The following is a 25,050-nucleotide window of genomic DNA, read 5'->3' as shown; positions in this document are numbered from 1 at the left end:
CCGTCGACCGGTGGGGCCGGTGGCGGCCCGCCGTTCAGCGGCCCGCGCCGCGTCCGGCCAGGGCGTCGCTGACCGCGCGGACGCTGCGGGCGATGTGCTGCAGCTGCAGGACCTCGGCGGCGTACAGCTTGATCGTGTGCTCGATGACCGACTCGGGCAGGCCGAGCATCGGCAGCTCGGCCCGTGCGGTCTGCAGTGCCGTCCGGGCCACCCGGATCTCCTGCTGGACCTGCAGCTGGGCGTGCCGGGCGAGCAGGACGGGGTGCCGGATGAGGGCCGGATAGCTGGCGTAGCGCGCGGGGATGAGCTCACGCAGCCACTTGGCCGCCGAGCGCTCCCAGTCGTACGAGCCCGGCGTCTTGACCTGACAGGGCCAGTCGGGGCTGATACGGGTGCTGGTCAGAGGCATGATCATCGCTTCCGGTGTGCGGCGTCGTGAGGGTGGTCCGACGGGTGCGGGGCGGCCCCGGCCTAGGGGATGGCCGGGGCCGCCACGGGCGCGTCGCGCAGACGGCGCGCCCCGGTACACCCCGGGCGCCGACGTGGGTAGGGGACGGCGGCTGGGGGTGTCCGTGCGGGGGCCCCGGGCATCGGAAACCGGCGCTGCGCGGTGACTGGCATACGCATGGGCGGTCCGTCGGCTTTCTCGGGGCGGTGTGCGAGCGGTGAGTCCGCAGGTGCGGAACGTGCCCGGAGTGGGCCGGGCGCGATCCGTGAGCAGTATTTATATATGCCGTCTGCTTTGCAAGACGTATGAAAACATTCATGCGTGCTTTGTCGTGGATGATCCCCGTCCATGGCAGGGGAGACCGCGAGATCTTCACCGCACCCGGCGCCACGGGCGCACGAATGCGCCGGATTCAGTCCTTCATGAAGAAGTGGTGCTGGTCGGAGAGCTGTTCGTACTTCTCCAGGCGGGCCTGGGTGCGCTCCGGATCGGCGTCGGTCATGGCCTGCAGCAGCGCGGCCGCCATCACGCCCGGCGCGGCGTAGGAGTCGAACACCAGCCGTGAGCCGGTGCCGGTGGCGAAGGTGACGTCGGCCTCGTCGGCCACCGGCCCGAGCGCCAGGTCGGTCACCAGGGCGACCTTCAGGCCGGCGCCGCGGGCCACCCGGACGGCCTGGAGCGTCTCCTGGGAGTGCCTGGGCATGGCGAAGGCCAGCACCCAGGTGCCGCCGGCCTCACGGCACTGCAGCAGCGCGTCGTAGGCCACGCTGCCGCCCCGGGTGACCAGCCGTACGTCGGGATGGATGCGGCGGGCCGCGTAACCGAAGTACTCGGCCAGCGACTCCGAGATGCGCAGGCCCAGCACCGTCAGCGGGGTGGACCGGGAGAGCTCGCGGCCGACCCGGATGATCTGGTCGGGGTCGGCGAAGTCCCGGCGCAGGTTCTCCAGGTTCTCGATCTCGGCGTCGACGGCCGCCTGCAGCTCGTTGGCCCGGTTCTCCTCGCCCGGCCCGCCGGCCAGCGTGCTCAGCGCGATCGACTGCAGCCTCTCGCGCAGCGCCGGGTAGCCGCTGAAGCCGACGGCGCCCGCGAAGCGGGTGACCGAGGGCTGGCTGACCCCGACCCGGTCGGCCAGCTCGGTGATGGACAGGAAGGCGGCCTCGGTGATGTGCTCGATCAGGTACTGGGCGATGCGGCGCTGCCCCGGCGACAGACGGGGGCCGTCGAAGAGTTCCCTGAGCTGCGAGGTCGGGGCGGCCTCGGCCGCGGGCACAGCCTTGCCGGACGTGATCGCTGATGCCTGTGCGCGTGCCTGCTGCGGCGAGGGCACCGGTCCGCCTCCTTTTTCTGCCACAAGCACTCAACATAGCTCACCCACCGTCAGGAACAGGGGGTTGAGCAGGAGGTTTCAGCGCCGGAAGAGGCTGATGGAATAGCCCACGTCACCGGCCGGCCGGCTGCTGCGGACCAGCTCCGCGAGCCGTCCGCGCGCTTTGGCGAGCGCGGAGTCCGAGACCACCAGCAGCCCGTGCACCCGCTCCAGCGGCACCGTGCGCGGATCGGCGGCCTGGATGCCGTAGTACGACGGCACGCCGCTGCCCTTGTACACCAGCCACACCCGCTCGCCCGGATACCGCTGCCGGAGCCGGTCCGCGAGCCGGCCCAGGTCCTGGCCCCAGTCCACATTGGAGTCGTGCAGCAGCCGGTGGGTGCGGGCGGGGCCGCCGAAGGCCTCGTTGGAGTACGGCAGGTAGGTCGGGAAGGTCCGCAGCGAGCTCACGGCCGTGCACAGCACCAGCGCGGCCGTCGCGGCGGCCGTCCACCGCCGGCCGGGCCGGGGCACACAGGCCGCCGCCACCGCGAGGAACATCGGCACGAACAGCGCGTACCGCGTCCCGAAGTCCCGCGACCCCGACATGGCCGCCCCGAGCAGCACCCCTGGCGGCAGCAGCACATACGGCGCCGCGGGCCGCAGCCGCCGCAGCGCCACGACCGCCACCGCACCCGCCGCGCCCAGCGCCAGCAGCCCGAGCGGCGTCTTCAGCAGCAGGGCGGCCGGCAGGTAGTACCAGCGCGAGCCGGTGTACAGGTGCCCGAACAGATAGCCCTGCCACGGGTAGTCCTCCAGCCCGAACTGCACCCGCAGGCCCGCGCGGTAGGCACCGGGCACCGGCAGCAGGTCCACCAGCCGGCCGCGCAGCCCGTGGAGGGCCGGGACGGGTTCGGCGGGGGAGAACCGCAGGCCGGGATCGACGGCGAGATACGCGGCCCAGACGACGGCGACCGCCACCCCCGCCACGCCGACCGCGCCGGCCGGCGCCGACAGCGCCATCCGCCGCCGGCCGCCGGGGACGCCCGCGAGGAGGGACAGGGCTGCGCGTCTGCCGGTCCACGGCGCCTTCCGGTCCAGGCCGGTGGCCGCGTCCGGCTCGCCGGCCGGGTGCGTGTCCCGGTGCCGGTCGATGTCCGTGTGCGATCCGGCCGTTGGGCGTGTGGCCTGCGCCCGGCCGCTGCCCGTGTCCGGCCGGTCCGCCGGTGGCAGCGCCGGTCGCCGGTGCGCCGCCAGGACGGACACCGCGGCCAGGCCCATCAGCACCGGAACCGCCGGCAGAGCGCTCATCTTCGTCGCCACGGCCGCCCCGAGAGCCGCACCGGCGAGCGGCAGGTACAGCCCGGGCCGGCGCCGCGCCCGCCACACCAGCCAGGCCGACGCCAGCACGAACCCGGCCATCGGCACATCCAGCGTGGCCAGCGAGCCGTGGGCGATCAGATCGGGCGAGAAGGCGTACAGCGCCAGCGCCACCAGGCCGCCCGCCGTGCCCGTCAGGTCGCGGGCGAACGCGAAGGCGACCAGCCCGAACAGCAGCGTCAGCACGATCACCGGCAGCCGCGCCCACAGCATCACACGCCAGGGGTCGTTGCTCGACTCGTAGAGCAGATGCCGGCCGACATCCCCCTGGGTGCCGGTGAAGGAGGGGTCGTAGTGCGGGTCGGCGACCGCCACACCGGTCGCGATCAGCAGCTTGCCGAGCGGCGGGTGCTCGGGGTTGTAGCGCAGCCGGTGCTCGTGCAGATAGTCGGTGGCGGTCGCGACGTACACCGGCTCGTCGATGGTCGGGGTCTGCTGGACGGCCGTGGTGACCATCGCCGCGGCCATCTGGGCGAGCAACAGCGCGGCCAGCAGGGGCACCAGCCACCGCCGGTGGCGGCGCAGCCAGGCGTACGGGCGGTGGCCGGAGGCAGGCCGTCGCGCCCCCTCGGCAGCCGCACGGGTGAGGACCAGGTGCTGTTCGCGCGCCATCATCCGCCCCGCGGTGGCACCGGCCGGAGGGCGGCGGGAACGGTCGTGGGCCGGATCATGGCCCTACTGTCGCACCGCTCCCGCCGCCGGCGGCGTCACCGCTTCACGAGTCGTACCGACAGACCTTCTGCCGTGTACACGGGTACGGCCCGCAGCCGGTCGGAGTTCACCTCGATCCGCGTGAACCGGCCGCGCAGCCGCGGCACGTCGACGACCGGCACGGCGTCGCCCTCGGCCGGCGGCCGCCCGGTGTCCAGCCGCAGCGACAGCACCGCGGAGTCGCCCAGTACGGCGAGGTGCCCGACCGCCAGCGGCGCCTTGCCGCCGGCGCGCAGGATGACCTCCAGCGTGCCCGCGTCCTGCGCGTACGCGCCGCGCACCCGCAGCCGCTCGGCCACCCGCAGCGTGCCGCCCGCGACCCGGGCGTCCCCGTGGCCGAGGGCGTCCTCGCAGCCGGCGACCAGCGTGCCCTCCGTCAGCACCGTCCCGCCCGTGTAGCGGTTGCGGCCGGTCAGCGCGAGCGAGCCGGTGCCGCGCTTGGTCAGCCCGCCGCGCCCGTCGATGTCGTTGCGCCAGGCGTCGGCCGCCGAGAAACCGCCCGCCGCCGTGTCCAGCGTGACCGAGACGTCCGAGTCGAAGGCGCCGTAACCGTCCGCGGCGGCGAACAGGTTCAGCCGTCCCCACTGCTCGAAGCCGTCGATGAGGACGTACCCGGAGGGCAGGCCGGTGGTGCGCAGCACCTCACGGCGCTGATCGGCCGTCAGATACGGCAGCCGGGTCTCCAGCAGCACCTCCGCGCCCTTCGGCACGGTCAGCGGCAGATCGCGGCCCTGCCGGGCGAGGACGTAGGTCAGCCGGGACCGGACCGCGCGGGCGCCCGCGTCCCGGTCGGCGTACGGGTCGGCGCCGGTGTGGGCGTAGTCGTACAGCGTGTCGGCGCTGGTGCCGGTCCGCGCGGTGAAGTAGGCGAGGGCCTGGGCGCGGGCGGCGGCCTTCAACTGCGCGTTGGCCGGGTCGGCGAGGGTGGCCGCGGCGAGCGCGGTGGCCATGATCCGGCCCCCGACGACGTCGACGGGGTGGTGCATGCCCGCCACGATCCGGGTGTGGCTCAGCTCGAACGCGCGGGTCACCAGCTCCTGGAAGCGCTCGGGCACGGCGTAGGCGTAGGCCAGCGCGGCCAGGTGGAAGGCGTTGGTGTGGCCGCTCGGGAAACCGCCGTCGTCGGTGGCGGACGCGCCGCGCTGGCGCAGCAGCTGCGGGGCCACGACCACCGGCGAGTCGTACACCGGGAAGCCGAACGCGTCGGTGCGGCCCGTGTCGACGACCTCGCTGTCCTCGGTCAGGCGCCAGGGACGCGGGTACTGGTAGGCGTACTTGGCGGGGTTGCCGGAGGCGTAGGGGCCGCGCACGGTGTCGACCAGTTCGGCGACCTTGCCGAGGGCCGAGTCGTGGGCGCCGGCGCCGAGTGCCGAGCCGGCCGGGGCGTCCGCGGGGACCGCGTCGCTGACGGTGGTCGCGGGTGTGCCGTCGGGCGCGCTCGTGATCGACGTGACCGCCTTCGCGCCCTCCTTGTAGAGGCCGGCGAGCGGGCCGAGGCCGGCGATCAGGGCGTAGCTCTGGTGCTGGCGGTCGTAGACGAACGCCTCCTTCGCCTGTGCGTCGGTGCGCGTCCGGGTGACGCGGGCGCAGTAGTCCATGTCGGCGCGCAGCACGTCGGGGCGCAGCGGGGTGCCGGTGTCCCAGGCGGAGCCGGTCTTCCACACCTGGGCGAAGCCGCCGAGGATCCGGACCACCGCGTTGGTCTCGGGCGTGAGGTTGGCGACGACGTTGGTCTTGTAGTCGTCCACGAACGCGGCCGGCGCGTTCGCGGCCTTGGCGTCGGCCGCCGGCAGCCAGGCGGCGAGTGCCGGGGCGGCGAGCACGCCCGCCGACGCGGCCAGCGAGGTCTTGAGGAACCCGCGCCGGTCCGGCACGGAGGAGGGGTGCTGCTGCCCGGCAGATGACGGCATGCCTGTGCCTCTCAGGAGTCGGTCGGCCACGGGCTCCCGGCGGGATGTGCCGACTTGTGTGATCCCGTGGAGAAGAAGAGGGAAGAAGTTGAACGGGTGAATATCTAGGGCTCTGGTGTGTCCCGCCGGGTAGGTCACGGTGATCTGCGCGTGGTCGGCGGGTGAACGCGGGCCGCAGGGTGCACAGAAACGCCCTTGGCCCCACAGGAACGAACGCTCACGCAATCGGCGGCCGAGCGAGGACAGTGCTGCCCGCGCCCCTCACGCGACGGGCGAGCGCCGAACCCGCCTCGGCGGCGACGCGTCGGTTCCCCGCCGCGGTCGTGCGCGGCCCGGCATGTGCGTACCGCCACCGCCCCCTGGGACCGGCCCGGACCGCCGCCGGTCGTCCCGAAGGTCCTCGCCGCCGGCGCCTTCTACAGCGCGATGTTCGCCATGCCGACACTCGCCCTCGCCTCGACGCTCATCTGCTTCCCCGGCTTCCGGGCGAGACTGGTGCAAGGCCTGGCCACCACCGGAAGGAAGGGCCGAACCGCATGCATCTGCCCTACCAGCGCGGCCCGCTGCACGACCTGCCGGACACCCCGCAGGCGTACGACGCGGTCCTCGCCGACGTCACCGAGCAGGCCCTCGCCCGGATGACCCCCGACGGCAACCTCGAACACCCCGACGCCCACGACGACATCGGCGACACCTCCCTCGGCGTCACCTCGCTGCTCGTCCTCGCCTGGCGGCGGGGCGGGGACCCCCGGCTGCCGGAGGCCGTCCGCCGCAGCCTCGCCTTCCATCTGCGCGAGTGCGTCCACACCACGGACAACCCCGGCTATCCGAACCTCAGGGTCACCGACTCGGGCCTGCCCCATGCCCGTTACGTGCTCGAAGCGGGGGCCCATCCGATCGGCGACTGGCCCAGTACGGTCTGGGCGCTGCTCCAGGCGGTCAACGTCCTCGACGGGGCCGACGGTCTCCTGGCCGACGAACAGCGCACGGCACTGCGGGATGTGGCGCACGGCTACTGGCGCTGGCTCACCGAGGCCACCTTCTTCAACCCGCAGGAGGCCGGGAACCAGGCCATCGGCTGCGTGGTCGGCGGCCTGATGCTGGCCCGCCACCTCCCGCAAGGGCAGGGCGAGTCGGTCCGGGCGCGCGCACTGAGCCTGTACGCCGACGAGATCCGCGCCCACCGCGTCCGCGACCGGGGCGCGCTCCTGCCTCCCGAGCACGGCGGTGCCTACGACAACAACTACGGCCCGATCTCCCTGTCCTTCCTGGCCCAGGCCCACCGGGTCAGCGCAGAGGAGGTCTTCGCCGAGGACGGCGACACCCTCGCCCGGTACATCGACGCCCGGCTGACGTCCGGCGGTTACGACAACGGCGGCCCCCGCTACAGCGAACAGCACTGCGGCTTCGAATCCGTCCTCGGGCTGCGGTACTTCGGCGCACGCATCGGCTCCGACCTCGGCCGCTACCGGGGTGACACCCGCTGGGGCCGGCACGCGGCCCAGCGGGACGGCCGGATCGACGGGCACTTCGCGTTCATGCTGGTCTGGCAGATCCAGGACACCGCTCGATGGCACCGCGAGCCGTCGCAGGCTCCCCGCCGCCACCAACTGCGCTCCGGCACGGTGTCCGTGGCCTTCGACAGCCGGATGACCCCCTCGCTCATCGAGGCGGGCGGCACCTACTACCTGCCCGCGGCCGTGCGCCGCCGGCACGGGTTCGGTCCGGTGACGGACGGCTTCCTGCTGTGCCGCCCGATGGGCGAGGTCCGGGTCGCGGACGTCCGCGCCGACGGGCTCGCGGCGAAGCTGGTGACCAAGCCCGTCGTCGACCGCGACCACGTCCTGCGCCATGTGCGCTCGCTGTACGTCACCGACGGCACCAGCCTGTGGGTGACGGTCGCCGTGGAGCGGCTCGACGGGGCTCCTTACCTGCTGTCCGGGCTGCCGTACGCCGCCGACGACGGCGACCGGGTGCGCCGTACCGCCGAGGGCCAGGTCGCCGCGGCGGGCGGCCTGCGCCTCACGCACCCCGCGGACTCCGGCCCCGACCACTTCGACGCCCGCGGTGAACTCACCCAGGAACAGGCGGCGTTCGCGCTCGCCGCCGATCCGCGCGGCTACGGCAACCCCGACGAGGGATGGCGCCACCTGGTCTCCTCCAGCGCCCTGGAGGCCGAGCCGGCGCCGGGCGCCCCCGAGGGCCTGCACGTGTTCGCCGTGCGGTACGGGCCCGGCGGCCCCTTCGCGCCGGTGTTCGAGGAGGGCGCGGACCGTCTCACCGTACGCACGGAGGCGTTCACGGCGGTCGTCGGCGCGGTGGCGGGCGACAGCCGTGGGGAGCCGTCCCTCACCCTGCGCCGCTGAGCGTCGTCAGCGTTCGGGGAGCACCGGTGCCGGCAGCGCGCCCGCCGGCACCACCAGATCCGCCCGCCCCCGGGTCGTCGCCACCAGGTCGGCGTTGCGCTGGTCCGTGCCCAGCACCCAGGCCACGGCCGTCTCGTGGTCCTTGCCGAACTCCTCGTGCCGGGCGATCAGCCGCCGGATCCGCGCCTCCTCGTCCGTCTCGCAGAACCACACCTCGTCCAGGCACGGCCGCACCCGCGCCCATGAACCCTCCGTCAGCAGAAGGTAGTTGCCCTCGGTCACCACCAGCCGTGCGGCCGGCGGCACCGGGATCGCGCCCGCGATCGGCTGTTCCAGCACCCGCTCGAACCCGGGTGCGTACACCACCTCGTCGGTGTCCTCGTGCAGCCGCCGCAGCAGCGCCGCGTACCCGGCCGCGTCGAAGGTGTCCGGCGCGCCCTTGCGGTCCCGGCGGCCGAGCCGGTCCAGTTCGGCGTCGGCGAGGTGGAAGCCGTCCATGGGCACGTGCGCGGCCCAGGGCGGCCCGTCGGTGTTCAGGGCGCGCACCAGGTGCTCGGCGAGGGTGGTCTTGCCCGCACCGGGGTTGCCCGCGATGCCCAGCACGGCACGGCGGCGGTCCCGGACGAGGCCACGGGCACGGTCGAGGAGGTCGTCGAAAGTCAGCGGCACACAGCAGAGTGTGTCACCAGGAATTCGTACAGTGTGTGGTGTGTGCCACTCACTGGACGGCGCCCCACGGGGAACAGTGCTGGGTATGACTCAGCTCGGTCTGCCCGACACCATCCAGGCCTGTCTCTTCGATCTCGACGGGGTGGTCACCAAGACGGCCGTCGTCCACGCCGCCGCCTGGAAGGAGACGTTCGACGCGTTCCTGCGGGACTACGCGGGGGAGCAGGGGCGGCCGTTCGACGCGGTCGCCGACTACGACGAGTACGTGGACGGGCGGCCCCGCGCCGACGGGGTCCGCGCCTTCCTCGACTCGCGCGGCATCCGCCTGCCCGAGGGCACCCCGGAGGACCCCCCGGACGCACCCACCGTGCACGGCCTCGGCAACCGCAAGAACGTCCTGCTGCTGGAGCGGATCCGCACCGGCGGCGTGGAGGCCTACGAGGGCACCCTGCGCTATCTGGAGGCGGTCCGTGCTGAAGGGCTGCGCACGGCGATCGTCTCCTCCAGCGCGAACTGCCGGGACGTGCTGCGCTCCGTCGGCGCCGAGCACTTCTTCGACGTACGGATCGACGGTGTGGTCGCCGCCGAGCGGCGGCTGCCGGGCAAGCCGCACCCCGACACCTTCCTCGCCGCCGCCCACGACCTGGGCGTCGAGCCGTCCCGGGCCGCCGTCTTCGAGGACGCGCTGGCCGGCATGGACGCGGGCCGCGCGGGCGGCTTCGGGTATGTCGTCGGCGTGGACCGCGTGGGCCAGGCCGACGCCCTGTACGCGCACGGCGCGACCATTGTGGTGAAGGACCTGGCCGAGCTGGGAGGCAAGCAGTGATCACCGACCGGTCGTACAGCGTGGAGCCGTGGGCCGTACGGGAGACGGCCCTCGATCTCGATGTGCTCGCCCAGAGCGAGTCGGTGTTCGCGCTGTCCAACGGGCACGTCGGCTGGCGCGGCAACCTCGACGAGGGCGAACCGCACGGCCTGCCCGGCAGCTACCTCAACGGCGTCCACGAGGTGCACCCGCTGCCGTACGCGGAGGCCGGCTACGGCTACCCGGAGTCGGGCCAGACGGTCATCAACGTCACCAACGGCAAGATCCTCAGGCTGCTGGTGGACGACGAGCCGTTCGACCTGCGCTACGGCCGGCTCGTCGCCCACGAGCGGGTGCTGGATCTGCGCCGCGGGGTGCTGGAGCGGACCTGCGAGTGGACCTCCCCGGCGGGCTCCACGGTGCGGGTGCGCTCGACCCGGCTGGTGTCGCTGACCCAGCGCGCGGTGGCCGCGGTGGCGTACGAGGTCCAGGCCGTCGGCCGCCGCAGCCGTGTGGTGATCCAGTCCGAGCTGGTCGCCAACGAGACCCTGCCCGAGTCGATCGGCGACCCGCGCGCGGCCATCGCACTGCAGTCGCCGCTGGAGCAGGAGGACCACTTCGCCTCCGGCGGCAGGCTGCGCCTGGTGCACCGCACCAGGCGCAGCGGCCTGCGGGTCGCCGTGGCCGCCGACCACGTCGTCAGCGGCCCCGAGCGCACCAGCACCCGCAGCGAGAGCGGCACCGACGTGGCCCGGATGACGGTCACCTCCGTACTGGAGCCCGGGCAGACCCTCCGGGTCGAGAAGCTGGTCGCCCACGGCTGGTCCGGCACCCGTTCGCTGCCCGCGATGGCCGACCAGGTAGACGCCGCGCTCGCCGCGGCCGCGCACGACGGCTGGGACGGCCTGCTGGCGGACCAGCGGACCTGCCTGGACGACTTCTGGTCCCGCGCCGACGTCGAGGCGGAGGGCGACGAACAGGTCCAACAGGCCGTCCGCTTCGCCCTGTTCCACGTCCTGCAGGCGGGCAGCCGGGCCGAGCAGCGGGCCATCCCGGCGAAGGGCCTGACCGGCTCCGGCTACGACGGGCACGCCTTCTGGGACACCGAGATGTTCGTGCTGCCCGTGCTCACCCACACCGCCCCCGCGGCGGTCGCCGAGGCGCTGCGCTGGCGGCACAACACCCTGGACGAGGCCCGTGAACGCGCGGCCCAACTCGGGCTCGGCGGGGCCGCGTTCCCCTGGCGGACGATCGCGGGACCGGAGGGCTCGGCGTACTGGCCGGCCGGTACCGCCGCCTTCCATGTGAACGCCGGCGTGGCCGACGCGGTGGTCCGCTACGTCGAGGCCACCGGCGACCGCGAGTTCGAGCGCGAGGTCGGCGTCGAACTGCTGGTGGAGACGGCCCGGTTGTGGCGCTCGCTGGGCCACCACGACGCGCACGGCGTCTTCCACATCGACGGCGTCACCGGACCCGACGAGTACAGCGCGGTCGCCGACGACAACACGTACACCAACCTCATGGCCCGGCAGAACCTGCTCGCCGCGGCCGACGCCGTCGAACGCCATCCGCGCGAGGCGGCACGGCTCGGCGTGGACGAGGAGGAGAGCGCGGCCTGGCGGGACGCCGCCGAGGCCATGCACGTCCCCTACAACGACGAACTCCGCGTCCACGAGCAGCACGCCGGGTTCACCCGCTACCAGCGCTGGGACTTCGCCGGCACCCGCCCCGAGCAGTACCCACTGCTGCTGCACTTCCCCTACTTCGACCTCTACCGCAAGCAGGTCGTCAAGCAGGCCGACCTGGTGCTGGCCATGTACACCTGCGGGGACTTCTTCGACACGGGAGACGAGGAGGCGGACGCCGAGCAGGTCGCCCGGAACTTCGCCTACTACGAGCCGCTGACCGTACGGGACTCCTCCCTGTCGGCGTGCTGCCAGGCCGTCGTCGCCGCCCAGGCGGGCCATCTGGACCTCGCCTGGGCGTACACCACCGAGGCGGCCCTGATGGACCTGCAGGACCTGGAGCACAACACCCGCGACGGGCTGCACATCGCCTCGCTGGCCGGTACCTGGATGGCGCTGGTGGCGGGCTTCGGCGGGATGCGCCGCGACGGGGAGCGGCTGCGGTTCGCGCCGCGCCTGCCCGAGCGGCTGAGCCGGCTGGCCTTCAACGTGGAGTTCCGCGGCCGGCGGCTGCGCGTGGACATCGGCGCGGACAAGGCCATGTACGCGCTGCTGGACGGCCCGCCGCTGACCCTGCGCCACCACGGTGAGCCGCTGACGGTGAGCACCGACGAGCCGGCGGTGCGGGCCGTGCCGCCGGCGGTCCGCCGGCCCACGCCGGAGCAACCGCTGCATCGCGCCCCGAACGGCGGCTGAGGCGGGCGCGCCGCTGCGCGTGCCTGCCCCGCGCCCCTTGCGGGCGCGTTCAGTTCAGGACGCCGGACAGTTGCCGCAGCAGATCCCCCGTCGCGTCCGCGGCGAGCAGCGCGGACAGGGTGCCCAGGAGGAGGACGGCCGCCGCGGCCGGCCACAGCCGTGGCGGCGGGCTGGTCTGCAGCGCCGCGATGCGCCGGGTGACGGAGCGGTCGGTGAAGTGCAGGGCGCAGGCGGTGCGGGCGCGGCCGGCGGTGAGCGCGGCCCGGGCCAGTGCCCGGGCGGTGGTGCGCCGGTCGCCGACCGTGGCCGCCGCCTGCTCGTCGGCCCACCGCTCCACGAGGAAGCCGACGGCCTTGCGCACCGGGCCGAGCAGCGGGTCGGCTGCCGCCGCGAGGGTCGCAGCCGAGACCAACGGCCCGTGCCGGTGGGCGAGATGGGCGCGCTCGTGCGCGAGGAGCACCCGCCGCTCGGCGGGCTCCAGCGCGCGCAGCATCGCCGAGGTGACCAGGATCCGGCCCGGCCGGCCCGGGATCGCGAACGCCTGCGGCACCTCGGAGGCGGCGACGATCAGCTCGGTGCCCGCCGGGTGCCCCGCGCACAGCCTGCGCAGGGCCCGCCGGGTGCGGCGCTCGGCGCGTACGGCCCGGTACACCCGTACGGCGATCGCCACCAGCGCCAGGCAGGCGGCGAGGCCGATCGCCTCGGGCACCGGGTGCGTCACCGGATGCCCGTCCTCGCGGGCCTCGCGGATCACCGGCGGCGCGTCCCCGAGGAGCGCGGCGGCCAGCAGGACCAGTGACCAGGTGGTGGCCGCGGCCGTCAGCACGGCCGCCGAGGTGAGCACGCGCGCGGCGAGCGCCGGAGCGACCGAACGGGCGACCAGCGGGCCGACCAGCGACAGCAGCAGGGACAGCACGAGCGGGGTGTACACGTCGAACCTCATGCGCCGCCTCCGGCGAGCAGTTCGCGCAGCGCCCGCTCCTCCTCGGGGCTCAGCCCGGTCACGAACTGCTGGAGCGCGGCGATCGGGTCCGGGCCCCGGTCCAGGGCCTCGTGCATCGCCTCGGCGGTCAGCTCGGCCGCGTTCTTCGCCGGCCGGTACGCGCCGCGCCGCCCGTCGGCGTCCCGCAGCACGAGCCCTTTGTCGTACAGGCGTTTGAGGATGGTGTGCACCGTGTTGTAGGCGAGCGCCCCGTCGATCTCGGCCTGTATCTCGGCCGGGGTCAGCGGCCGCTCGGTGGCCCAGAGCGTGGCCAGTACTTCGCTCTCCAGCTCACCGGCGCTGCGCCGCTCCGCCCTGCCGCGGGACCCTGTGCCAGCCATGCCCCAACCTTACAGCGCGTAGTGCCGTGGGCCGGATGGCCGTGTTCGCCCGGTATCGGGCAGGTATTCGGGGTAGTTTGACGGTGTTTTCCCCGACTCCCGTTCGCGGCCCTACAGGTTGTAGGGTGACAAGGGTCCCCACATGCCGCGGGGGCAGAGGGGTGATGATGGCCGGCAGCGCGCACGCCACACTCGCCGTATTCCGGCGCTCACGCTCACCGCGCACGCCCGGCGGCACGCGGCCGGTCCGCACCACCGTCCCGCTCGCGGCCGTCGCCGTGGCCTTCACCCTGGCCCAACTGCTCCTGGTCCGGCCCGGCATGGGCCTCGGCTGGGACGAGGCGGTGTACGTCAGCCAGGTCAGTCCCCAGGCCCCCGCCGCCTTCTTCAGCGCACCACGGGCCCGCGGCGTCTCCCTGCTCGTCGCGCCCGTCGCCTCCTGGTCCACCTCCACCGCGCTGCTGCGGATCTACCTCGCCGTCCTGTCCGGCCTCGCCCTGTACCTGGCCCTGCGCGCCTGGCGCGGCCTGTTCCCGGTGCGCATGCTCGCCCTCGCCGGCGCCCTCTTCGCCTCGCTGTGGGTCACCCTGTTCTACGGGCCGCAGGCCATGCCCAACTACTGGGTCGCCGTCGGCGCCCTGGCCGCCGTCGCCTGCTTCCTGCGCGCCCGCGCCGACCGGACCGACCGGGGCGCCCTGTGGGGCCTGGCGGCGAGTGCCGCGCTCATGGCCCTGATGCGGCCCATGGACGCCGTCTGGGCGGTGCTGCCACTCCTCGCACTCGGCCTCGCACGCCGCCGCTGGCGGGCGCTCGCGGTGCTGCTCGCCGGGCTCGCGGCCGGCGGCGCCGAGTGGGTGATCGAGGCCTTCGCCGATTACGGCGGCCTGGTACGCCGGCTGTCCGAGGGCTCGGAGATCCAGGGCGGACTCGGCTGGCATCTCGCCGTCGTCGACCAGCTGCGCAGCCTCGGCGGCCGGGCGCTGTGCCGGCCCTGCACCGGTGACGTCCCCCACCCGGTGGTCACCGTCTGGTGGTTCGTCCTGCCCCTGCTCGCCGTGCTCGGGCTCGTCGTCGCCGTCCGCGCCCGGCGCACGACGGCCACGCTTCTGCCGCTCGCCTGCGCGGCCACCGCCGCCTTCCCGTATCTGTTCATGATCGGCTACGCCGCACCGCGCTTCCTGCTGCCGGCTTACGCCCTGCTCGCACTCCCGGTCGCCGACGCGCTCACCTACCTGCTCACGGCGCCGCGCCGGCCCTGGCGCCCGGTCGTCGCGGCACTGCTCTGCCTCGGACTGGCCGCCCATCTCGCGGTGCAGCTGGCCGTCCTGGAGAACACGGTCGACGGCGCCACGGAGGCGCACGGCGCCTGGTCCCGTACGGCCACCGCGCTGCACCGGCTCGGTGTCCGCCCGCCCTGCCTGCTCACCGGGAACGAGGCGATCCCGGTCGCGTTCTACACCGGCTGCTCCTCGGCCGCGACGGCCGGGCACAACGCCAACAGCACCGAGGAGGCCATCATCGGGACCGCCCGGCGGATCCCGGTCGCCGTACTGGTGCCCGGCGGCTCCCGGCCGCCCGGTTACGCCCGCGGCTGGCCGTCCGAACCGCTCGACGGACAGCGGCTGTACTACTTCCTGCCCGGGAGCGGCCGATGACGTCCCCGCTCCCCACCCGGGAACGGCCGGTGGAGTCCCCGCCGCGACCCGCCCCGTCCCTCGGCCGCCGGCACGCCTGCTGGCACGCCGGCGTCCTGCTCGTTGTCCTGCTCGGCGGCCTCTACCTGGCCCGCCGGCACTGGCCCGCCCTGGAGAGCGGGGCCTGGCGGCTGGCCGGCGCCGACCAGGGCTGGCTGCTGGTCGGCGCGACGGCGGCGCTCGGCACCTGGGCCGCCTCGGCGCTCGCCCAGCAGGGCGCGGTCGTACGACGGCTGCCCGGATCCCGGCTGGTCGCCGCCCAGTTCGCCGCCTCCGCCGCCAACCATCTGCTGCCCGCAGGGCTCGGCGCGGGCGCGGTGAACCTCAGGTTCCTGATGCGCTGCGGACTGCCCGCGGGCCGCTCGGCCAGTGCGCTCGCCGTCAAGGCCACCGCCGGTGGCACGGTCCGCCTGGCCCTGATCGCGCTGCTCGCCCCGGCCTGCCCGGGACTCCTTCGTCCGCCGCACCTCACCGCGACGGTCCTCGCCGTCGCCCTGGGCGGACTCGTGCTCCTCGCGGCGCTGCCGGTCACCCCCTGGTGGGCGCGCTGCCGCCGGGCCCTGTCGGCCGTCCTGGCCGACATCCGCGCGCTGCACGGCTGCCCCGCGCGGGCGGCGGCCCTGTGGGGCGGTTCCCTCGCGTTCGCCGCGCTGCACTCCCTGGTCGTCATCTCCGTCACCCAGGCGGTCGGACTGCCGCTGCCCCCGCTCCAGGTGGCCCTGCTGTACCTCGCCGCCAGCAGCGCCGCCGCCCTGCTGCCCACCCCGGGCGGCCTCGGCTCCCTGGACGCGGCCCTCGCCCTCGCCCTCACCGTCGCCGGCGCCCCCGGCGCGGCCGCCGCCTCCGCGGTGCTCGGATACCGGCTGCTGACCGTGTGGCTGCCCCTGCTTCCGGGGCTTGTGGTGCTCGGGGTGCTGGTGCGGCGCAAGGCCCTGTGAGGCACCGGGAGTTTCCCGCACGTCCGGCGCAGGTAGGAGTCGGATGTCGCATGCCGAACAGGAGGGGGAGAGCCATGTCGGGGAACGGCACAGCGGGCCTGCCGGGCGAGGCGTTCTTCACGCCGGGGACTTCGTCCTTCACCGAGTTCCTGGCCGCGCACCGCCCCGGGCTGCTGCCCACCGCACCCGTGCTGCCCGCCGAGGCGCGTACGGCCCCCGACCGGTTCCCGCACGGCACCACGGTGCTCGCCCTCACCTACCGCGACGGCGTGCTGATCGCCGGCGACCGCCGGGCCACCATGGGCAACCTGATCGCCCAGCGCGACCTGGAGAAGGTGCACCCCGCCGACGACTACACGGCCGTCGCCTTCGCCGGCACCGTCGGCCTCGCCGTCGACATGGTGCGGCTCTACCAGGTCGAGCTCACGCACTTCGAGAAGATCGAGGGCACGCCGATGACCCTGGCCGGCAAGGCGACCCGGCTCGCGGCCATGATCCGGCAGAACCTCGCCCAGGCCATGCAGGGCCTAGCCGTCGTCCCGCTGCTCGTCGGCTACGACCTCACCGTGCCCGACGGCGGCCGCGGCCGCATCTTCGGCTTCGACGCGGCAGGCGGCCTCTACGAGAAGTACGACTTCTACGCCGAGGGCTCCGGCTCCCCGTACGCCCGGGGCGCCCTGAAGAAGCTGTACCGGCCGGGCCTCACCCGGCGCGAGGCCGTCCTCGCCGCGCTGCAGGCGCTGTACGACGCGGCCGACGACGACTCGGCCACCGGCGGCCCCGACCTGAACCGCCGTATCTTCCCCGTCGTCTCCGTCATCACCGAGGACGGCTTCGAGCGGCTGCCGGAGGAGGAGACCGAGGAACTCAGCCGGGAGATGATCGAGCAGCGCACCGCCCGCCCGGACGGCCCGCACGCCACACCCTGACCCGTGCGGCGCCGGGCGCTCAGGATGCGTTCAGGTTCTCGTCGGCACTGTCGGTCGCTGGAACAAGGTGCCGGAAGTCACCGTCTACTTCTGGGTGATCAAGGTGCTGTGCACGACGGTCGGCGAGACCGCCGCCGATCTGCTGAACGACAAGGCGGCTACTGGGTGTCCGCCGTGCTGTTCGCCGCCGCCACCGCCGCGGTCGCCCTCGCCCGGTTCGCGCTCGGGCCGAGCGCCGTCACGAGCTTCTGGAACGCCTACGTCCTCACCCGGCCGCTCGGCGCCTCCGTCGGCGACCACCTCTCCCAGCCGGCCGGCGACGGCGGTCTCGCCCTGGGCACCGTCGTGACCAGCGTGCTGTTCCTGGCCGTCACGCTCGGCCTCGTCGTCTTCCTGATCGTGACCCGCAAGGACGTCACCGGGGAACGGCCGGCCGGGCAGACCGTCTGACGGGGGTCACCCCGCGGGCAGGGTGACCACGAAACACGCCCCGGGCCGGTGCGCGGGGTCGTGGGACACCTCGCCGCCGGCGGAGCGGGCCAGGCGGCGGGCGAGCGGCAGCCCGAGGCCCGCCCCGCCGTGGCCGTCGCCGGGCTCGGCCCGCTTGCCGGGCTGGAAGAGCCGGTCTGCGAAGGCCTCGGGCACGCCCGGGCCGTCGTCGGTGACCTCGACGCGTATGCCGTCGGCCGTCCGCCACGCGGCGAGCGTGACCGTCGTACGGGCGTAGCGCACGGCGTTGGCCAGCAGCGGGCTGACGATCCGTTCGAGGAGCGCCGGTCGGACGCCGGCCGTGAGCGGCCCCGGGGCGTCCGCGACGACGACCCGCACCCCGTCCGGGGCCTCCAGGGCGGCGGACAGCCGGTGCAGCACGGGCGGCACGTCGGCGGTGCCGGGCGCCGTCGGCACACCCCCGCGGGCCTCGTCCAGCAGGGTGTCGCAGATGGTGCGCATCGACTGCGCGGCCTGCGCCATGACCTCGTGGGACGCGCGGGTCTCGGCGTCGGAACGCGGACGGGAGCCCCACCAGTCCAGTTCGGCCACGATCCGGCTGAGCGGGGTGCGCAGCTCGTGGGAGAGCTCGCCGGTCAGCTGCCGCTCGTGCCGCAGCACCGCCCGGATCCGGTCCAGCAGGGCGTCCAGCGAGCCGCCGAGCGCGGCCAGTTCGGCCGGCCGGTCCCGGCCCGCGAAGCGCTCCTCGGACCCCACGGCACTCCACTGCGTCGCCTGGTCCGTCATCGTGCGCACCGGGCGCAGCGCCCGGCCCACCGCGAGCCGGGTCAGCGCGTAGGTGCACGCGAGCATCACCGCGTCCAGCGCGAACGAGCCCAGCAGCAGCGTCTCGGCCGAACTCCGGTACGGCGCGAGGTCCAGCGCCGTGACCACGGTCGCCCGCGCCGCCGCGCCGGGCACCGGCTGCGCGCACAGCCGTACCGTGCCGGGGCCGTGCACCGTGGTGCAGCCGCGCCGGCCGTGCGCGGCCAGGGCATCGGCGGCGCGGGTGAGCGCGCCGGCCCCGGACGGAGGCCGCTCCAGCAGTCTGCCGCCCGTGTAGATCCACGCGTTGGTGTCCAGCAGCCGGTCGCCGGAGGTCTCCAGCACCCGCACCCGGCCGTTGCGTGAGTCGACGGTCGTGGCGACGGCCGCGGCACGGGTGCGCAGCTCGTCGTCCGCCTCCCGCTGGAGGCGGTGGCGGGCGACGGTGTTGAACGCGACGGTGAGGATCACCATCAGCAGCGCGGCGGTGGTCAGCGCCACGAGGGAGAGCCGGCCACGCAGCGTACGGGGTGCCAGCCGGGCGAGGAGCGACGGCGTACGGGTGAAGAACGCGCCTGCGCTCCCGGACGGCCTCCTCGTCGCACGCGGCTCCTCGCCCGAGCGGGATCGCCTCGTATCCATACGCCACCCCCTCATGTCAGGCGGTGGCCGATCCCGCGCGCGGTGGCGATGGTGCGCTCGCTGCCCGCCGCGCGCAGCTTGCGGCGCAGCCGGGTCAGGTACTGGTCCAGCGTGTTGTCGCTGACCTGTGCCCCCTCCGGCCAGCCCGTGCGGAGCAGCTCGCGGCGGCGCACCAGCTCCCCGCCGGCCGCGGTGAGCGCCGCCAGCAGCCGGAACTCCGTCGGTGTGAGGTCGACGCGCGTGCCGGACACGGTGGCGCTGTGCCGGACGGCGTCCAGCACCAGTCCGCCGGCGGCGGGGAATGGCGCCGGGGGCGCGGCCCGGCGCAGGGCGGCGCGCAGCCGGGCGGACAGCTCGGCGAGGTGGAACGGTTTGGGCAGATAGTCGTCCCCGCCGGCCGAGAAGCCGGACAAGCGGTCCGTGAGTCCCTGTCGCGCGGTCAGGAAGACGACCGGGGCGAGGAAGCCGTTCGCCCGCATCGCCTGGCAGACGTCCCGGCCGTCGGCGTCCGGCAGGCCGACGTCCAGCACGACGGCGGACACGTCCGGTGTCGCCAGCCGCAGGGCGGTGGCGCCGTCGCCGGCGCAGACCGTGTCGAAGTCCTCGTCCTGCAGACCACGGCGCAGCACGTCACGCAGGGCGTGATCGTCCTCGACGATGAGAATCCTGGGGCGCATGTCTCTCCACCGGCCCGTGGGCCGTGTTGTTCGGGTGGGGTGTGCCCGGCTCCGGGGCACGCAGGACGTGTCGCCCGGGCAGCCACCGGGCCGCCGCGCAGACGAAGACGGCGAGCCAGCCGACCGCGAGCAGCCAGCCGCCGACCACGTCGGTGAACCAGTGCACGCCCAGGAAGACGCGGGTCAGCCCGACCCCCGCCCCCCAGCACGCGACCAGCAGACACAGCACGGTTCTGCCGCGCGGGGCGCGCAGGCACAGGGCCGTGATCAGCAGGCCCGCCGTCAGCGCGGCCGTGGTGGTGTGACCGGAGGGGAACGACCAGCCGGAGGCGTGGGTCTGCCAGTCGTACTGCGGCGGCCGGGCCCTGGCGACCAGCTCCATCACGCCGTACCGCACCGCCTGGCCCGCGGCCAGGCAGACCACGCCGAGCGGCACGGTCACCAGCCGCTGCCGCCCGGTGCGTCCCGCGATCAGCCCGGCCAGGACCACCAGGACGTACGGCACGACACCCGTGCCCGTGGCGGTCAGGCCGCGGGCCACCGCCACCGCCACCGGCGGACGGTGCCCGACGGACCAGGACAGCAGGCCCCGGTCCGGGGCGAGCGGGCCGCCCTGGCCGCTCACCACGACGGCGGCCAGGACCGCGAACGCCATCCAGGCACCCAGGGCCACCGTGCCCGCCGGCTCCGCGAGCTTCCCGGGCTTCATATGTGTCCCGCCACCAGCAGCGGGCGCAGCCAGGTCCCTGCGAGCCGCCCGGCGAGCCGGGCCGGCAGGCGGCGCAGGACGGTCATGGCCAGGAAGCCGACCAGCCCGCCGAGCGCCGCCCCCGCGACGACGTCGTGCGGATAGTGCACCCCGACCCACACCCGGGAGGCCGCCATGGCGAGCGCGCACACCGAGGCGACGGCGCCCAGCCGGCGGGAGACGAAGAACAGGGCGACCGCCGCGGCGAAGGCGACGGCGGTGTGATTGCTCGGGAACGCCCAGTCGCCCCGCGCGGGACACGCCTCCAGCGTGCGGAAGGCCAGGCCCCGGCACGGCCGGTCCTCGGCGACCAGCGGCTTCACGGCGCTGTTCACGGCGAACGCCACCACCACCGCCACCGGCACGCTCAGCGCGGTCATGGCCGCGTCCGCCCCGTCCCGGCGGGCCCGCCACCAGCCCACCACCATGAGCAGCGCGAACACCGCCAGCCCGTACGCGGACCACACGGCGATGGTGCCGTCCACCCAGCCGGGGGAGCGGTGGGCGAGGTCCACCACGTCGAGGTAGAGCGGCCCGTCGATCGAGGAGCCGGACAGAGCGGACGTCATCAGCGGGTCTCCCTGGCCGCCCTGCGGGAGCGCAGCACCTCGGCCGCGAGCGGGAGCAGGGACACGACGACGATCAGCGCGATCACCGGCAGCAGGTACCTGTCGATATTCGGGATCGAGGAGCGCAGCGCGTATCCGGCGAGCGTGACGCCGAGGCTCCACACCAGTCCACCCGTCACCTGCCACAGGGTGAAGGTCCGGGCCGGGACCTCGAGCGCGCCGGCCAGCGGGTTCAGCACCGTGCGCACCACCGGGATGAAGCGGGCCAGGACGATCGCCTTCGCGTGTCCGTACCGCTCCAGGAGTTCCTCGGCGCGCTGCGCGCCCTCGCGGAGCTTCGCCGACCGGCTGCGGGCCAGCAGCGCGCCGCCCGCCTTCCGGCCGAGCAGGAACCCGCACTGCGCGCCGGCCAGCGCGCCGACGGCCGCCGCGACGAGCAGCGGCCCGAGCGAGAGGTGCACCCCGCTGTCGGACCTGCCCGTGCACAGCAGCCCCGCCGTGAACAGCAGGGAGTCGCCCGGCAGGAAGAACCCGATCAGCAGGCCCGTCTCCGCGAAGAGCACCACGCCGACGCCGAGCACGCCGAAGGCGGCGAGCAGCGAGTGGGCGTCGAGCACGTTGACCGCGAGCTGCGACGCCAGGTGTGGGGGAGTGGCCATCGCCGTACGCCCTTTCCTTCGACTTGCTTCGACAAGATCCGACTACACATTTGTAGACGGTCTACCGACCTGTAGACGAACGGAGAATGGCGAACGTTCCCGGACTTTGCCTGTCCATTGCCACTTCGTGACCGGTCGACTACATGGCCGTAGTCATGATGGTCCGCGAAGGTAAGGCATGCCTTCACTAACTAACCGGGAGGGCAGCAGGGCATGTGGGACGACGCGTTTCCGAGTTTCCTGATCGGACTCAGGGAGGGACTCGAAGCCGGACTCATCGTCTCCATCCTGGTCGCCACCCTGGTACGGGCAGAGGCGCGCTCACGTCTGCCCCAGGTGTGGACCGGCGTGCTGGCCGCCGTCGCCGTGGCGATGAGCTTCGGCGCGGTGCTCACCTTCACCGCCGCGTCCATGCCGCAGACCGCCCAGGAGGCCTTCGGCGGCACCCTCAGCGTGATCGCGGTCGCGTTCGTCACCGCCATGGTCTTCTGGATGCGCCGCTCGGCCCGCGGCCTCTCCGGCGAGCTGAAGCAGAAGGTGACCGGCGCCCTCGCCATGGGCTCCGGTGTGCTCGTCCTCACCTCCTTCCTCGCGGTCGGCCGTGAGGGCCTGGAGACCGCCCTGTTCCTGTGGACCACCGCGCGGGCGGCCGGCGAGTCGGCCGGACCGCTGACCGGCGCCGGCATCGGTCTCCTCATCGCGGCGGCCCTGTGCTGGGGCCTGTACCGGCGCGTGCTGAAGATCAACCTGACGAAGTTCTTCACCGCCACCGGCGCCGTGCTGATCGTCATCGCCGCCGGTGTCCTCGGCTACGGCCTGCGCGACCTCCAGGAGGGCGGCGTCCTGCCCGGCAAGACCGCCTACGCGGTCGACCTCGCGGGCAGCGTCGACGCCGGCTCCTGGTACAGCACCCTGGTCCAGGGCGTCCTCAACCTCACCCCGACCATGACCTGGCTCCAGGTGGTGGCCTACGTCGCCTACCTGGCCGTCGTGATGACCCTGTTCGTCCGCGGAGTGCGGGCCACGGGCCCCAAGCCGGCGAAGGAGCGCCCCGAGCGGGAGCCGAAGGCCGAGCGGCCCGCGCGGCGCCGGCCGGTCTGGGTGGTGCCGGCCGTCGTGGTCGCCGTACCCGCCGTGATCGCCGGGTGCGTCGTCGCCCTCTCCCGGCCCAAGCCCGCCGGGGACCAGACCGTCGCCGTCTCCGAGACCGAGTGCGGCAAGGGCTTCACAGCGCCCAAGCCGGGCCGGCAGACCTTCCAGATGCAGAACACCGGCAGCAAAACGTCCGAGGTGTACCTGATCGACCCGTCGACCAGCGCGGTCTACGGCGAGATCGAGGGCCTCGCCCCCGGCACCACCCGCGACCTCGTCGCCACCGTCGCCGGCGGCACCTACGCCTGGCGCTGCGTCCCCACCGGCGGCAAGGCCGTCACCTCCAAGGCCGTCACCGTGAGCGGCGGCGGCGCGGCCAAGCCGGTCGTCCCCGTCTCCGAACAAGACCTCGCCGCCCCCCTGAAGGCCTACAAGACGTACGTCGAGCAGGGGCTGGACACCCTCGTCACCCAGACCCGCACCCTCGACGAGGACATCGAGCACGGCCACCTGGACAAGGCCCGCACCGACTGGCTCACCGCGCACCGCACCTACGCCTCCCTCGGCGCCGCCTACGGCACATTCGAGGACTACGACCAGAAGATCGACGGGCGGGCCGACGGACTGCCGGACGGCGAGCGGGACAAGGACTTCACCGGCTTCCTCCGCCTCGAGTACGGCCTGTGGCACGGACAGTCCGCGGAGGACCTGACCGCCCCCGCCCGGCAGCTCGCCACGGACGCGGCGGGCCTGCGGAAGGCCTTCCCGTCCCAGGAGTTTGACCCGGGTGACCTGCCGCTGCGCGTGCACGAGATCCTGGAGAACACCCTCCAGTTCGAGCTGACCGGCGACACCGACGAGGGCAGCGGCACGGGCCTCGCCACCGCCGACGCCAACCTCGCCGGCACCCGTGAGCTGCTCACCGTCCTCAAGCCGCTGCTCACCAGCCGCGCGCCGAAGCTGCTCCCGACGGCGGAGACGGACATCGCCCGCGTGCAGAAACTCCTGGACGCCGCCCACGACGGCACCCACTGGACCCCCGTCGACCGGCTCGCCACCACCGACCGGCAGCGCCTCGACGGCGCCACCGGCCAGCTGCTGGAGGACCTCGCCCCGATCCCGGACCTGCTCGAGATCCGGAAGTCCGCCTGATGCCCGAAGCCTGCCCGATGACGTCCGCGCACCCGCAACCGCACCCGCGCCCCGAAGGGAACCCTGCGATGTCCACTGCCGAACCGTCGGCCTGCCCCGTCGGCCCCGCCCGCCGCTCCTTCGTGCGGACCGCGCTGGGCGCCGGTGCCGCCGGAGCGGTCCTGGCCGGCGGCGGCTTCGCCCTCGGCGAGAGCGGCGGCACCGCGCAGGCCCGGTCGGCGAACCCCGACGGCACCGCGAAGGTCCCCTTCCACGGCCCCCACCAGGCCGGCATCCTCACCCCGGCACCGGCCGCCGCCACCTTCGTCTCCCTCGACGTCATCGCCGACGACCGCGCGGGCCTGACCGAGCTGCTGAAGACCATCACCGAGCGGGCCCGCTTCCTCACCTCCGGGGGCGCCCCCACCGACCTGGGCGTCGGCGCGCCGCCCTCCGACAACGGCATCCTCGGCCCCGAGGTCCCCTCCGACGGCCTCACCGTCACCGTCACCGTCGGCGTCGGCGCCTCCCTCTTCGACGACCGCTACGGCCTCGGCAAGGCCAGGCCGGCCCGGCTGACCCCGATGCGGACCTTCCCCAACGACAACCTGAACGCGGCCGAGTGCCACGGCGACCTGTCCCTGCAGATCTGCGCCCAGAGCCAGGACACCGTGCTGCACGCCCTGCGCGACATCGCCCGGCACACCCGCGGCGGCATGCAGATCAAGTGGCGCATCGACGGCTTCCAGAACGCCCCGCGCCCCACCGGCGCCCAGCGCAACCTGCTCGGCTTCAAGGACGGCATCGCCAACCCGGACGTCACGTCCGCGCGCGAGACGGACAAGCTGATCTGGGTCGGCGACGGCCAGGGCGAGCCGGCCTGGACCAAGGGCGGCAGCTACCAGGTCATCCGGATCATCCGGATGCTGGTCGAGTTCTGGGACCGGGTCTCGCTCACCGAGCAGGAGAAGATGTTCGGCCGCCGCAAGGACACCGGCGCCCCGCTCGACGGCGCCAAGGAGACCGACATCCCCAACTACGCCAAGGACCCGCACGGCACCGCGATCCCGCTCGACGCCCACATCCGCCTCGCCAACCCGCGCAAGGCCGAGACCGACAGCTCCCGCATCCTGCGGCGCGGCTACAACTACGACCGCGGCGTGGACAACGTCGGCAACCTCGACATGGGCCTGGTCTTCTGCTGCTACAACCAGGACGTCAAGCGCCAGTTCGAGGCCGTGCAGACCCGGCTGATCGACGAGCCCCTGGTCGACTACATCTCCCCGACGGGCGGCGGCTACTTCTTCGCCCTGCCCGGCGTCCGGGACAGCGAGGACTGGCTGGGCCGGGGGATGCTCTCCGCCTGACCGAACCCGCCTTTACCGAGCACTTACTGCGCATCATTTGCAAGTAAG

General features: G+C 74.0%; 21 protein-coding genes and 1 pseudogene. 10 read left to right on the top strand and 12 right to left on the bottom strand.

Going from position 1 to position 25,050, the window contains the following annotated elements:
- Positions 1–34 precede the first annotated feature (34 nt).
- The 4 genes from ACIBJF_RS21100 to ACIBJF_RS21085 form a co-directional block, all read right to left on the bottom strand.
- On the bottom strand, positions 35–415 hold the full coding sequence (locus ACIBJF_RS21100; RefSeq protein WP_399175596.1) for a hypothetical protein: 381 nt from the start codon (positions 413–415) through the stop codon (positions 35–37).
- Between the two features lie 445 nt (positions 416–860).
- Positions 861–1,778 carry a MurR/RpiR family transcriptional regulator gene (locus tag ACIBJF_RS21095; RefSeq protein ID WP_356315211.1) on the bottom strand — a complete coding sequence of 306 codons (918 nt, stop codon included), beginning with the start codon at positions 1,776–1,778 and terminating at the stop codon, positions 861–863.
- A 78-nt stretch (positions 1,779–1,856) separates the two neighbouring features.
- On the bottom strand, positions 1,857–3,752 hold the full coding sequence (locus ACIBJF_RS21090) for a phospholipid carrier-dependent glycosyltransferase (RefSeq protein WP_399175593.1): 1,896 nt from the start codon (positions 3,750–3,752) through the stop codon (positions 1,857–1,859).
- Positions 3,753–3,844: 92 nt separating this feature from the next.
- The gene (locus ACIBJF_RS21085) at positions 3,845–5,758 is read right to left on the bottom strand and encodes a phosphatase PAP2 family protein (RefSeq protein ID WP_399175591.1); all 1,914 of its coding nucleotides are present in this window, start codon (positions 5,756–5,758) and stop codon (positions 3,845–3,847) included.
- Between the two features lie 536 nt (positions 5,759–6,294).
- Between ACIBJF_RS21085 and ACIBJF_RS21080 the strand changes: the two genes are divergently transcribed.
- Complete coding sequence (locus tag ACIBJF_RS21080; RefSeq protein WP_399175589.1) at positions 6,295–8,124, top strand: hypothetical protein; 1,830 nt, start codon at positions 6,295–6,297, stop codon at positions 8,122–8,124.
- Positions 8,125–8,130: 6 nt separating this feature from the next.
- Here ACIBJF_RS21080 and ACIBJF_RS21075 read toward each other — a convergent pair whose 3' ends face one another.
- Positions 8,131–8,793: a nucleoside/nucleotide kinase family protein gene (locus ACIBJF_RS21075; protein WP_399175587.1), complete on the bottom strand. Its 663-nt coding sequence runs from the start codon at positions 8,791–8,793 to the stop codon at positions 8,131–8,133.
- Positions 8,794–8,878: 85 nt separating this feature from the next.
- Between ACIBJF_RS21075 and ACIBJF_RS21070 the strand changes: the two genes are divergently transcribed.
- Together ACIBJF_RS21070 and ACIBJF_RS21065 are read left to right on the top strand one after the other, a co-directional pair.
- Positions 8,879–9,619: an HAD family hydrolase gene (locus tag ACIBJF_RS21070; RefSeq protein WP_399175585.1), complete on the top strand. Its 741-nt coding sequence runs from the start codon at positions 8,879–8,881 to the stop codon at positions 9,617–9,619.
- Entirely contained in the window at positions 9,616–11,979 is a 2,364-nt protein-coding gene (locus ACIBJF_RS21065; RefSeq protein ID WP_399175583.1) for a glycoside hydrolase family 65 protein, read from the top strand. The genes ACIBJF_RS21070 and ACIBJF_RS21065 overlap by 4 nt, the downstream gene beginning before the upstream one ends.
- Before the next feature lie 49 nt (positions 11,980–12,028).
- On the opposite strand, the gene ACIBJF_RS21060 is transcribed toward ACIBJF_RS21065, so the two are convergent.
- Both ACIBJF_RS21060 and ACIBJF_RS21055 read right to left on the bottom strand, forming a co-directional pair.
- The gene (locus tag ACIBJF_RS21060) at positions 12,029–12,922 is read right to left on the bottom strand and encodes a M48 family metalloprotease (protein WP_399175581.1); all 894 of its coding nucleotides are present in this window, start codon (positions 12,920–12,922) and stop codon (positions 12,029–12,031) included.
- Complete coding sequence (locus ACIBJF_RS21055; RefSeq protein ID WP_356315232.1) at positions 12,919–13,302, bottom strand: BlaI/MecI/CopY family transcriptional regulator; 384 nt, start codon at positions 13,300–13,302, stop codon at positions 12,919–12,921. The genes ACIBJF_RS21060 and ACIBJF_RS21055 overlap by 4 nt, the downstream gene beginning before the upstream one ends.
- 167 nt (positions 13,303–13,469) lie before the next feature.
- Between ACIBJF_RS21055 and ACIBJF_RS21050 the strand changes: the two genes are divergently transcribed.
- The 5 genes and pseudogenes from ACIBJF_RS21050 (at position 13,470) to ACIBJF_RS21030 (ending at position 17,313) form a co-directional block, all read left to right on the top strand.
- Positions 13,470–14,957: a hypothetical protein gene (locus ACIBJF_RS21050; RefSeq protein WP_399175643.1), complete on the top strand. Its 1,488-nt coding sequence runs from the start codon at positions 13,470–13,472 to the stop codon at positions 14,955–14,957.
- On the top strand, positions 14,954–15,934 hold the full coding sequence (locus ACIBJF_RS21045) for a lysylphosphatidylglycerol synthase domain-containing protein (RefSeq protein ID WP_399175578.1): 981 nt from the start codon (positions 14,954–14,956) through the stop codon (positions 15,932–15,934). Before ACIBJF_RS21050 ends, ACIBJF_RS21045 begins: the two co-directional genes overlap by 4 nt.
- A 74-nt stretch (positions 15,935–16,008) precedes the next feature.
- Positions 16,009–16,863, top strand: coding sequence for a proteasome subunit beta (gene prcB / locus ACIBJF_RS21040; protein WP_399175576.1), 855 nt, complete (start codon positions 16,009–16,011; stop codon positions 16,861–16,863).
- 67 nt (positions 16,864–16,930) lie between these two features.
- A pseudogene (locus ACIBJF_RS21035) lies at positions 16,931–16,993 on the top strand (hypothetical protein); the annotation flags it as partial.
- A 35-nt stretch (positions 16,994–17,028) separates the two neighbouring features.
- Positions 17,029–17,313, top strand: coding sequence for a hypothetical protein (locus tag ACIBJF_RS21030; RefSeq protein WP_399175574.1), 285 nt, complete (start codon positions 17,029–17,031; stop codon positions 17,311–17,313).
- 6 nt (positions 17,314–17,319) lie between these two features.
- Here ACIBJF_RS21030 and ACIBJF_RS21025 read toward each other — a convergent pair whose 3' ends face one another.
- From ACIBJF_RS21025 to ACIBJF_RS21005, 5 genes are read right to left on the bottom strand one after another with little or no spacing between them, the layout of a single operon-like run.
- Entirely contained in the window at positions 17,320–18,759 is a 1,440-nt protein-coding gene (locus ACIBJF_RS21025) for a sensor histidine kinase (protein ID WP_399175572.1), read from the bottom strand.
- 11 nt (positions 18,760–18,770) lie between these two features.
- Positions 18,771–19,436, bottom strand: a complete 666-nt coding sequence (locus tag ACIBJF_RS21020) for a response regulator transcription factor (RefSeq protein ID WP_399175570.1) — start codon at positions 19,434–19,436, stop codon at positions 18,771–18,773.
- Positions 19,390–20,145 (bottom strand): phosphatase PAP2 family protein, encoded by a 756-nt coding sequence (locus ACIBJF_RS21015; protein WP_399175568.1) that lies wholly within the window; start codon positions 20,143–20,145, stop codon positions 19,390–19,392. The genes ACIBJF_RS21020 and ACIBJF_RS21015 overlap by 47 nt, the downstream gene beginning before the upstream one ends.
- Positions 20,142–20,753, bottom strand: coding sequence for a phosphatase PAP2 family protein (locus tag ACIBJF_RS21010; protein ID WP_399175566.1), 612 nt, complete (start codon positions 20,751–20,753; stop codon positions 20,142–20,144). Before ACIBJF_RS21010 ends, ACIBJF_RS21015 begins: the two co-directional genes overlap by 4 nt.
- A complete protein-coding gene (locus ACIBJF_RS21005; RefSeq protein WP_399175564.1) occupies positions 20,753–21,412 on the bottom strand; it encodes a DedA family protein in 660 nt (219 codons plus the stop codon). Before ACIBJF_RS21005 ends, ACIBJF_RS21010 begins: the two co-directional genes overlap by 1 nt.
- Positions 21,413–21,625: 213 nt before the next feature.
- Here ACIBJF_RS21005 and efeU point away from each other — a divergent pair, with 213 nt between their 5' ends.
- Together efeU and efeB are read left to right on the top strand one after the other, a co-directional pair.
- Positions 21,626–23,656 (top strand): iron uptake transporter permease EfeU, encoded by a 2,031-nt coding sequence (gene efeU / locus ACIBJF_RS21000; RefSeq protein WP_399175562.1) that lies wholly within the window; start codon positions 21,626–21,628, stop codon positions 23,654–23,656.
- A gap of 68 nt (positions 23,657–23,724) precedes the next feature.
- Complete coding sequence (efeB, locus tag ACIBJF_RS20995; protein ID WP_399175560.1) at positions 23,725–25,002, top strand: iron uptake transporter deferrochelatase/peroxidase subunit; 1,278 nt, start codon at positions 23,725–23,727, stop codon at positions 25,000–25,002.
- The last annotated feature ends 48 nt before the right edge of the window (positions 25,003–25,050 follow it).

It is taken from the genome of Streptomyces sp. NPDC050743 (assembly GCF_044456925.1).
Taxonomy (GTDB): Bacteria; Actinomycetota; Actinomycetes; order Streptomycetales; family Streptomycetaceae; genus Streptomyces.
This window is presented reverse-complemented; position numbering and strand designations above follow the sequence as displayed.

Coding starts and splice junctions, on each gene's coding strand:
- ACIBJF_RS21100 (WP_399175596.1), bottom strand. CDS start 415: ATGATCATGCCTCTGACCAGCACCCGTATCAGCCCCGACTGGCCCTGT.
- ACIBJF_RS21090 (WP_399175593.1), bottom strand. CDS start 3,752: ATGATGGCGCGCGAACAGCACCTGGTCCTCACCCGTGCGGCTGCCGAG.
- ACIBJF_RS21085 (WP_399175591.1), bottom strand. CDS start 5,758: ATGCCGTCATCTGCCGGGCAGCAGCACCCCTCCTCCGTGCCGGACCGG.
- ACIBJF_RS21080 (WP_399175589.1), top strand. CDS start 6,295: ATGCATCTGCCCTACCAGCGCGGCCCGCTGCACGACCTGCCGGACACC.
- ACIBJF_RS21070 (WP_399175585.1), top strand. CDS start 8,879: ATGACTCAGCTCGGTCTGCCCGACACCATCCAGGCCTGTCTCTTCGAT.
- ACIBJF_RS21060 (WP_399175581.1), bottom strand. CDS start 12,922: ATGAGGTTCGACGTGTACACCCCGCTCGTGCTGTCCCTGCTGCTGTCG.
- ACIBJF_RS21055 (WP_356315232.1), bottom strand. CDS start 13,302: ATGGCTGGCACAGGGTCCCGCGGCAGGGCGGAGCGGCGCAGCGCCGGT.
- ACIBJF_RS21050 (WP_399175643.1), top strand. CDS start 13,470: ATGGCCGGCAGCGCGCACGCCACACTCGCCGTATTCCGGCGCTCACGC.
- ACIBJF_RS21045 (WP_399175578.1), top strand. CDS start 14,954: ATGACGTCCCCGCTCCCCACCCGGGAACGGCCGGTGGAGTCCCCGCCG.
- prcB (WP_399175576.1), top strand. CDS start 16,009: ATGTCGGGGAACGGCACAGCGGGCCTGCCGGGCGAGGCGTTCTTCACG.
- ACIBJF_RS21025 (WP_399175572.1), bottom strand. CDS start 18,759: ATGGATACGAGGCGATCCCGCTCGGGCGAGGAGCCGCGTGCGACGAGG.
- ACIBJF_RS21020 (WP_399175570.1), bottom strand. CDS start 19,436: ATGCGCCCCAGGATTCTCATCGTCGAGGACGATCACGCCCTGCGTGAC.
- ACIBJF_RS21015 (WP_399175568.1), bottom strand. CDS start 20,145: ATGAAGCCCGGGAAGCTCGCGGAGCCGGCGGGCACGGTGGCCCTGGGT.
- ACIBJF_RS21010 (WP_399175566.1), bottom strand. CDS start 20,753: ATGACGTCCGCTCTGTCCGGCTCCTCGATCGACGGGCCGCTCTACCTC.
- ACIBJF_RS21005 (WP_399175564.1), bottom strand. CDS start 21,412: ATGGCCACTCCCCCACACCTGGCGTCGCAGCTCGCGGTCAACGTGCTC.
- efeU (WP_399175562.1), top strand. CDS start 21,626: ATGTGGGACGACGCGTTTCCGAGTTTCCTGATCGGACTCAGGGAGGGA.
- efeB (WP_399175560.1), top strand. CDS start 23,725: ATGTCCACTGCCGAACCGTCGGCCTGCCCCGTCGGCCCCGCCCGCCGC.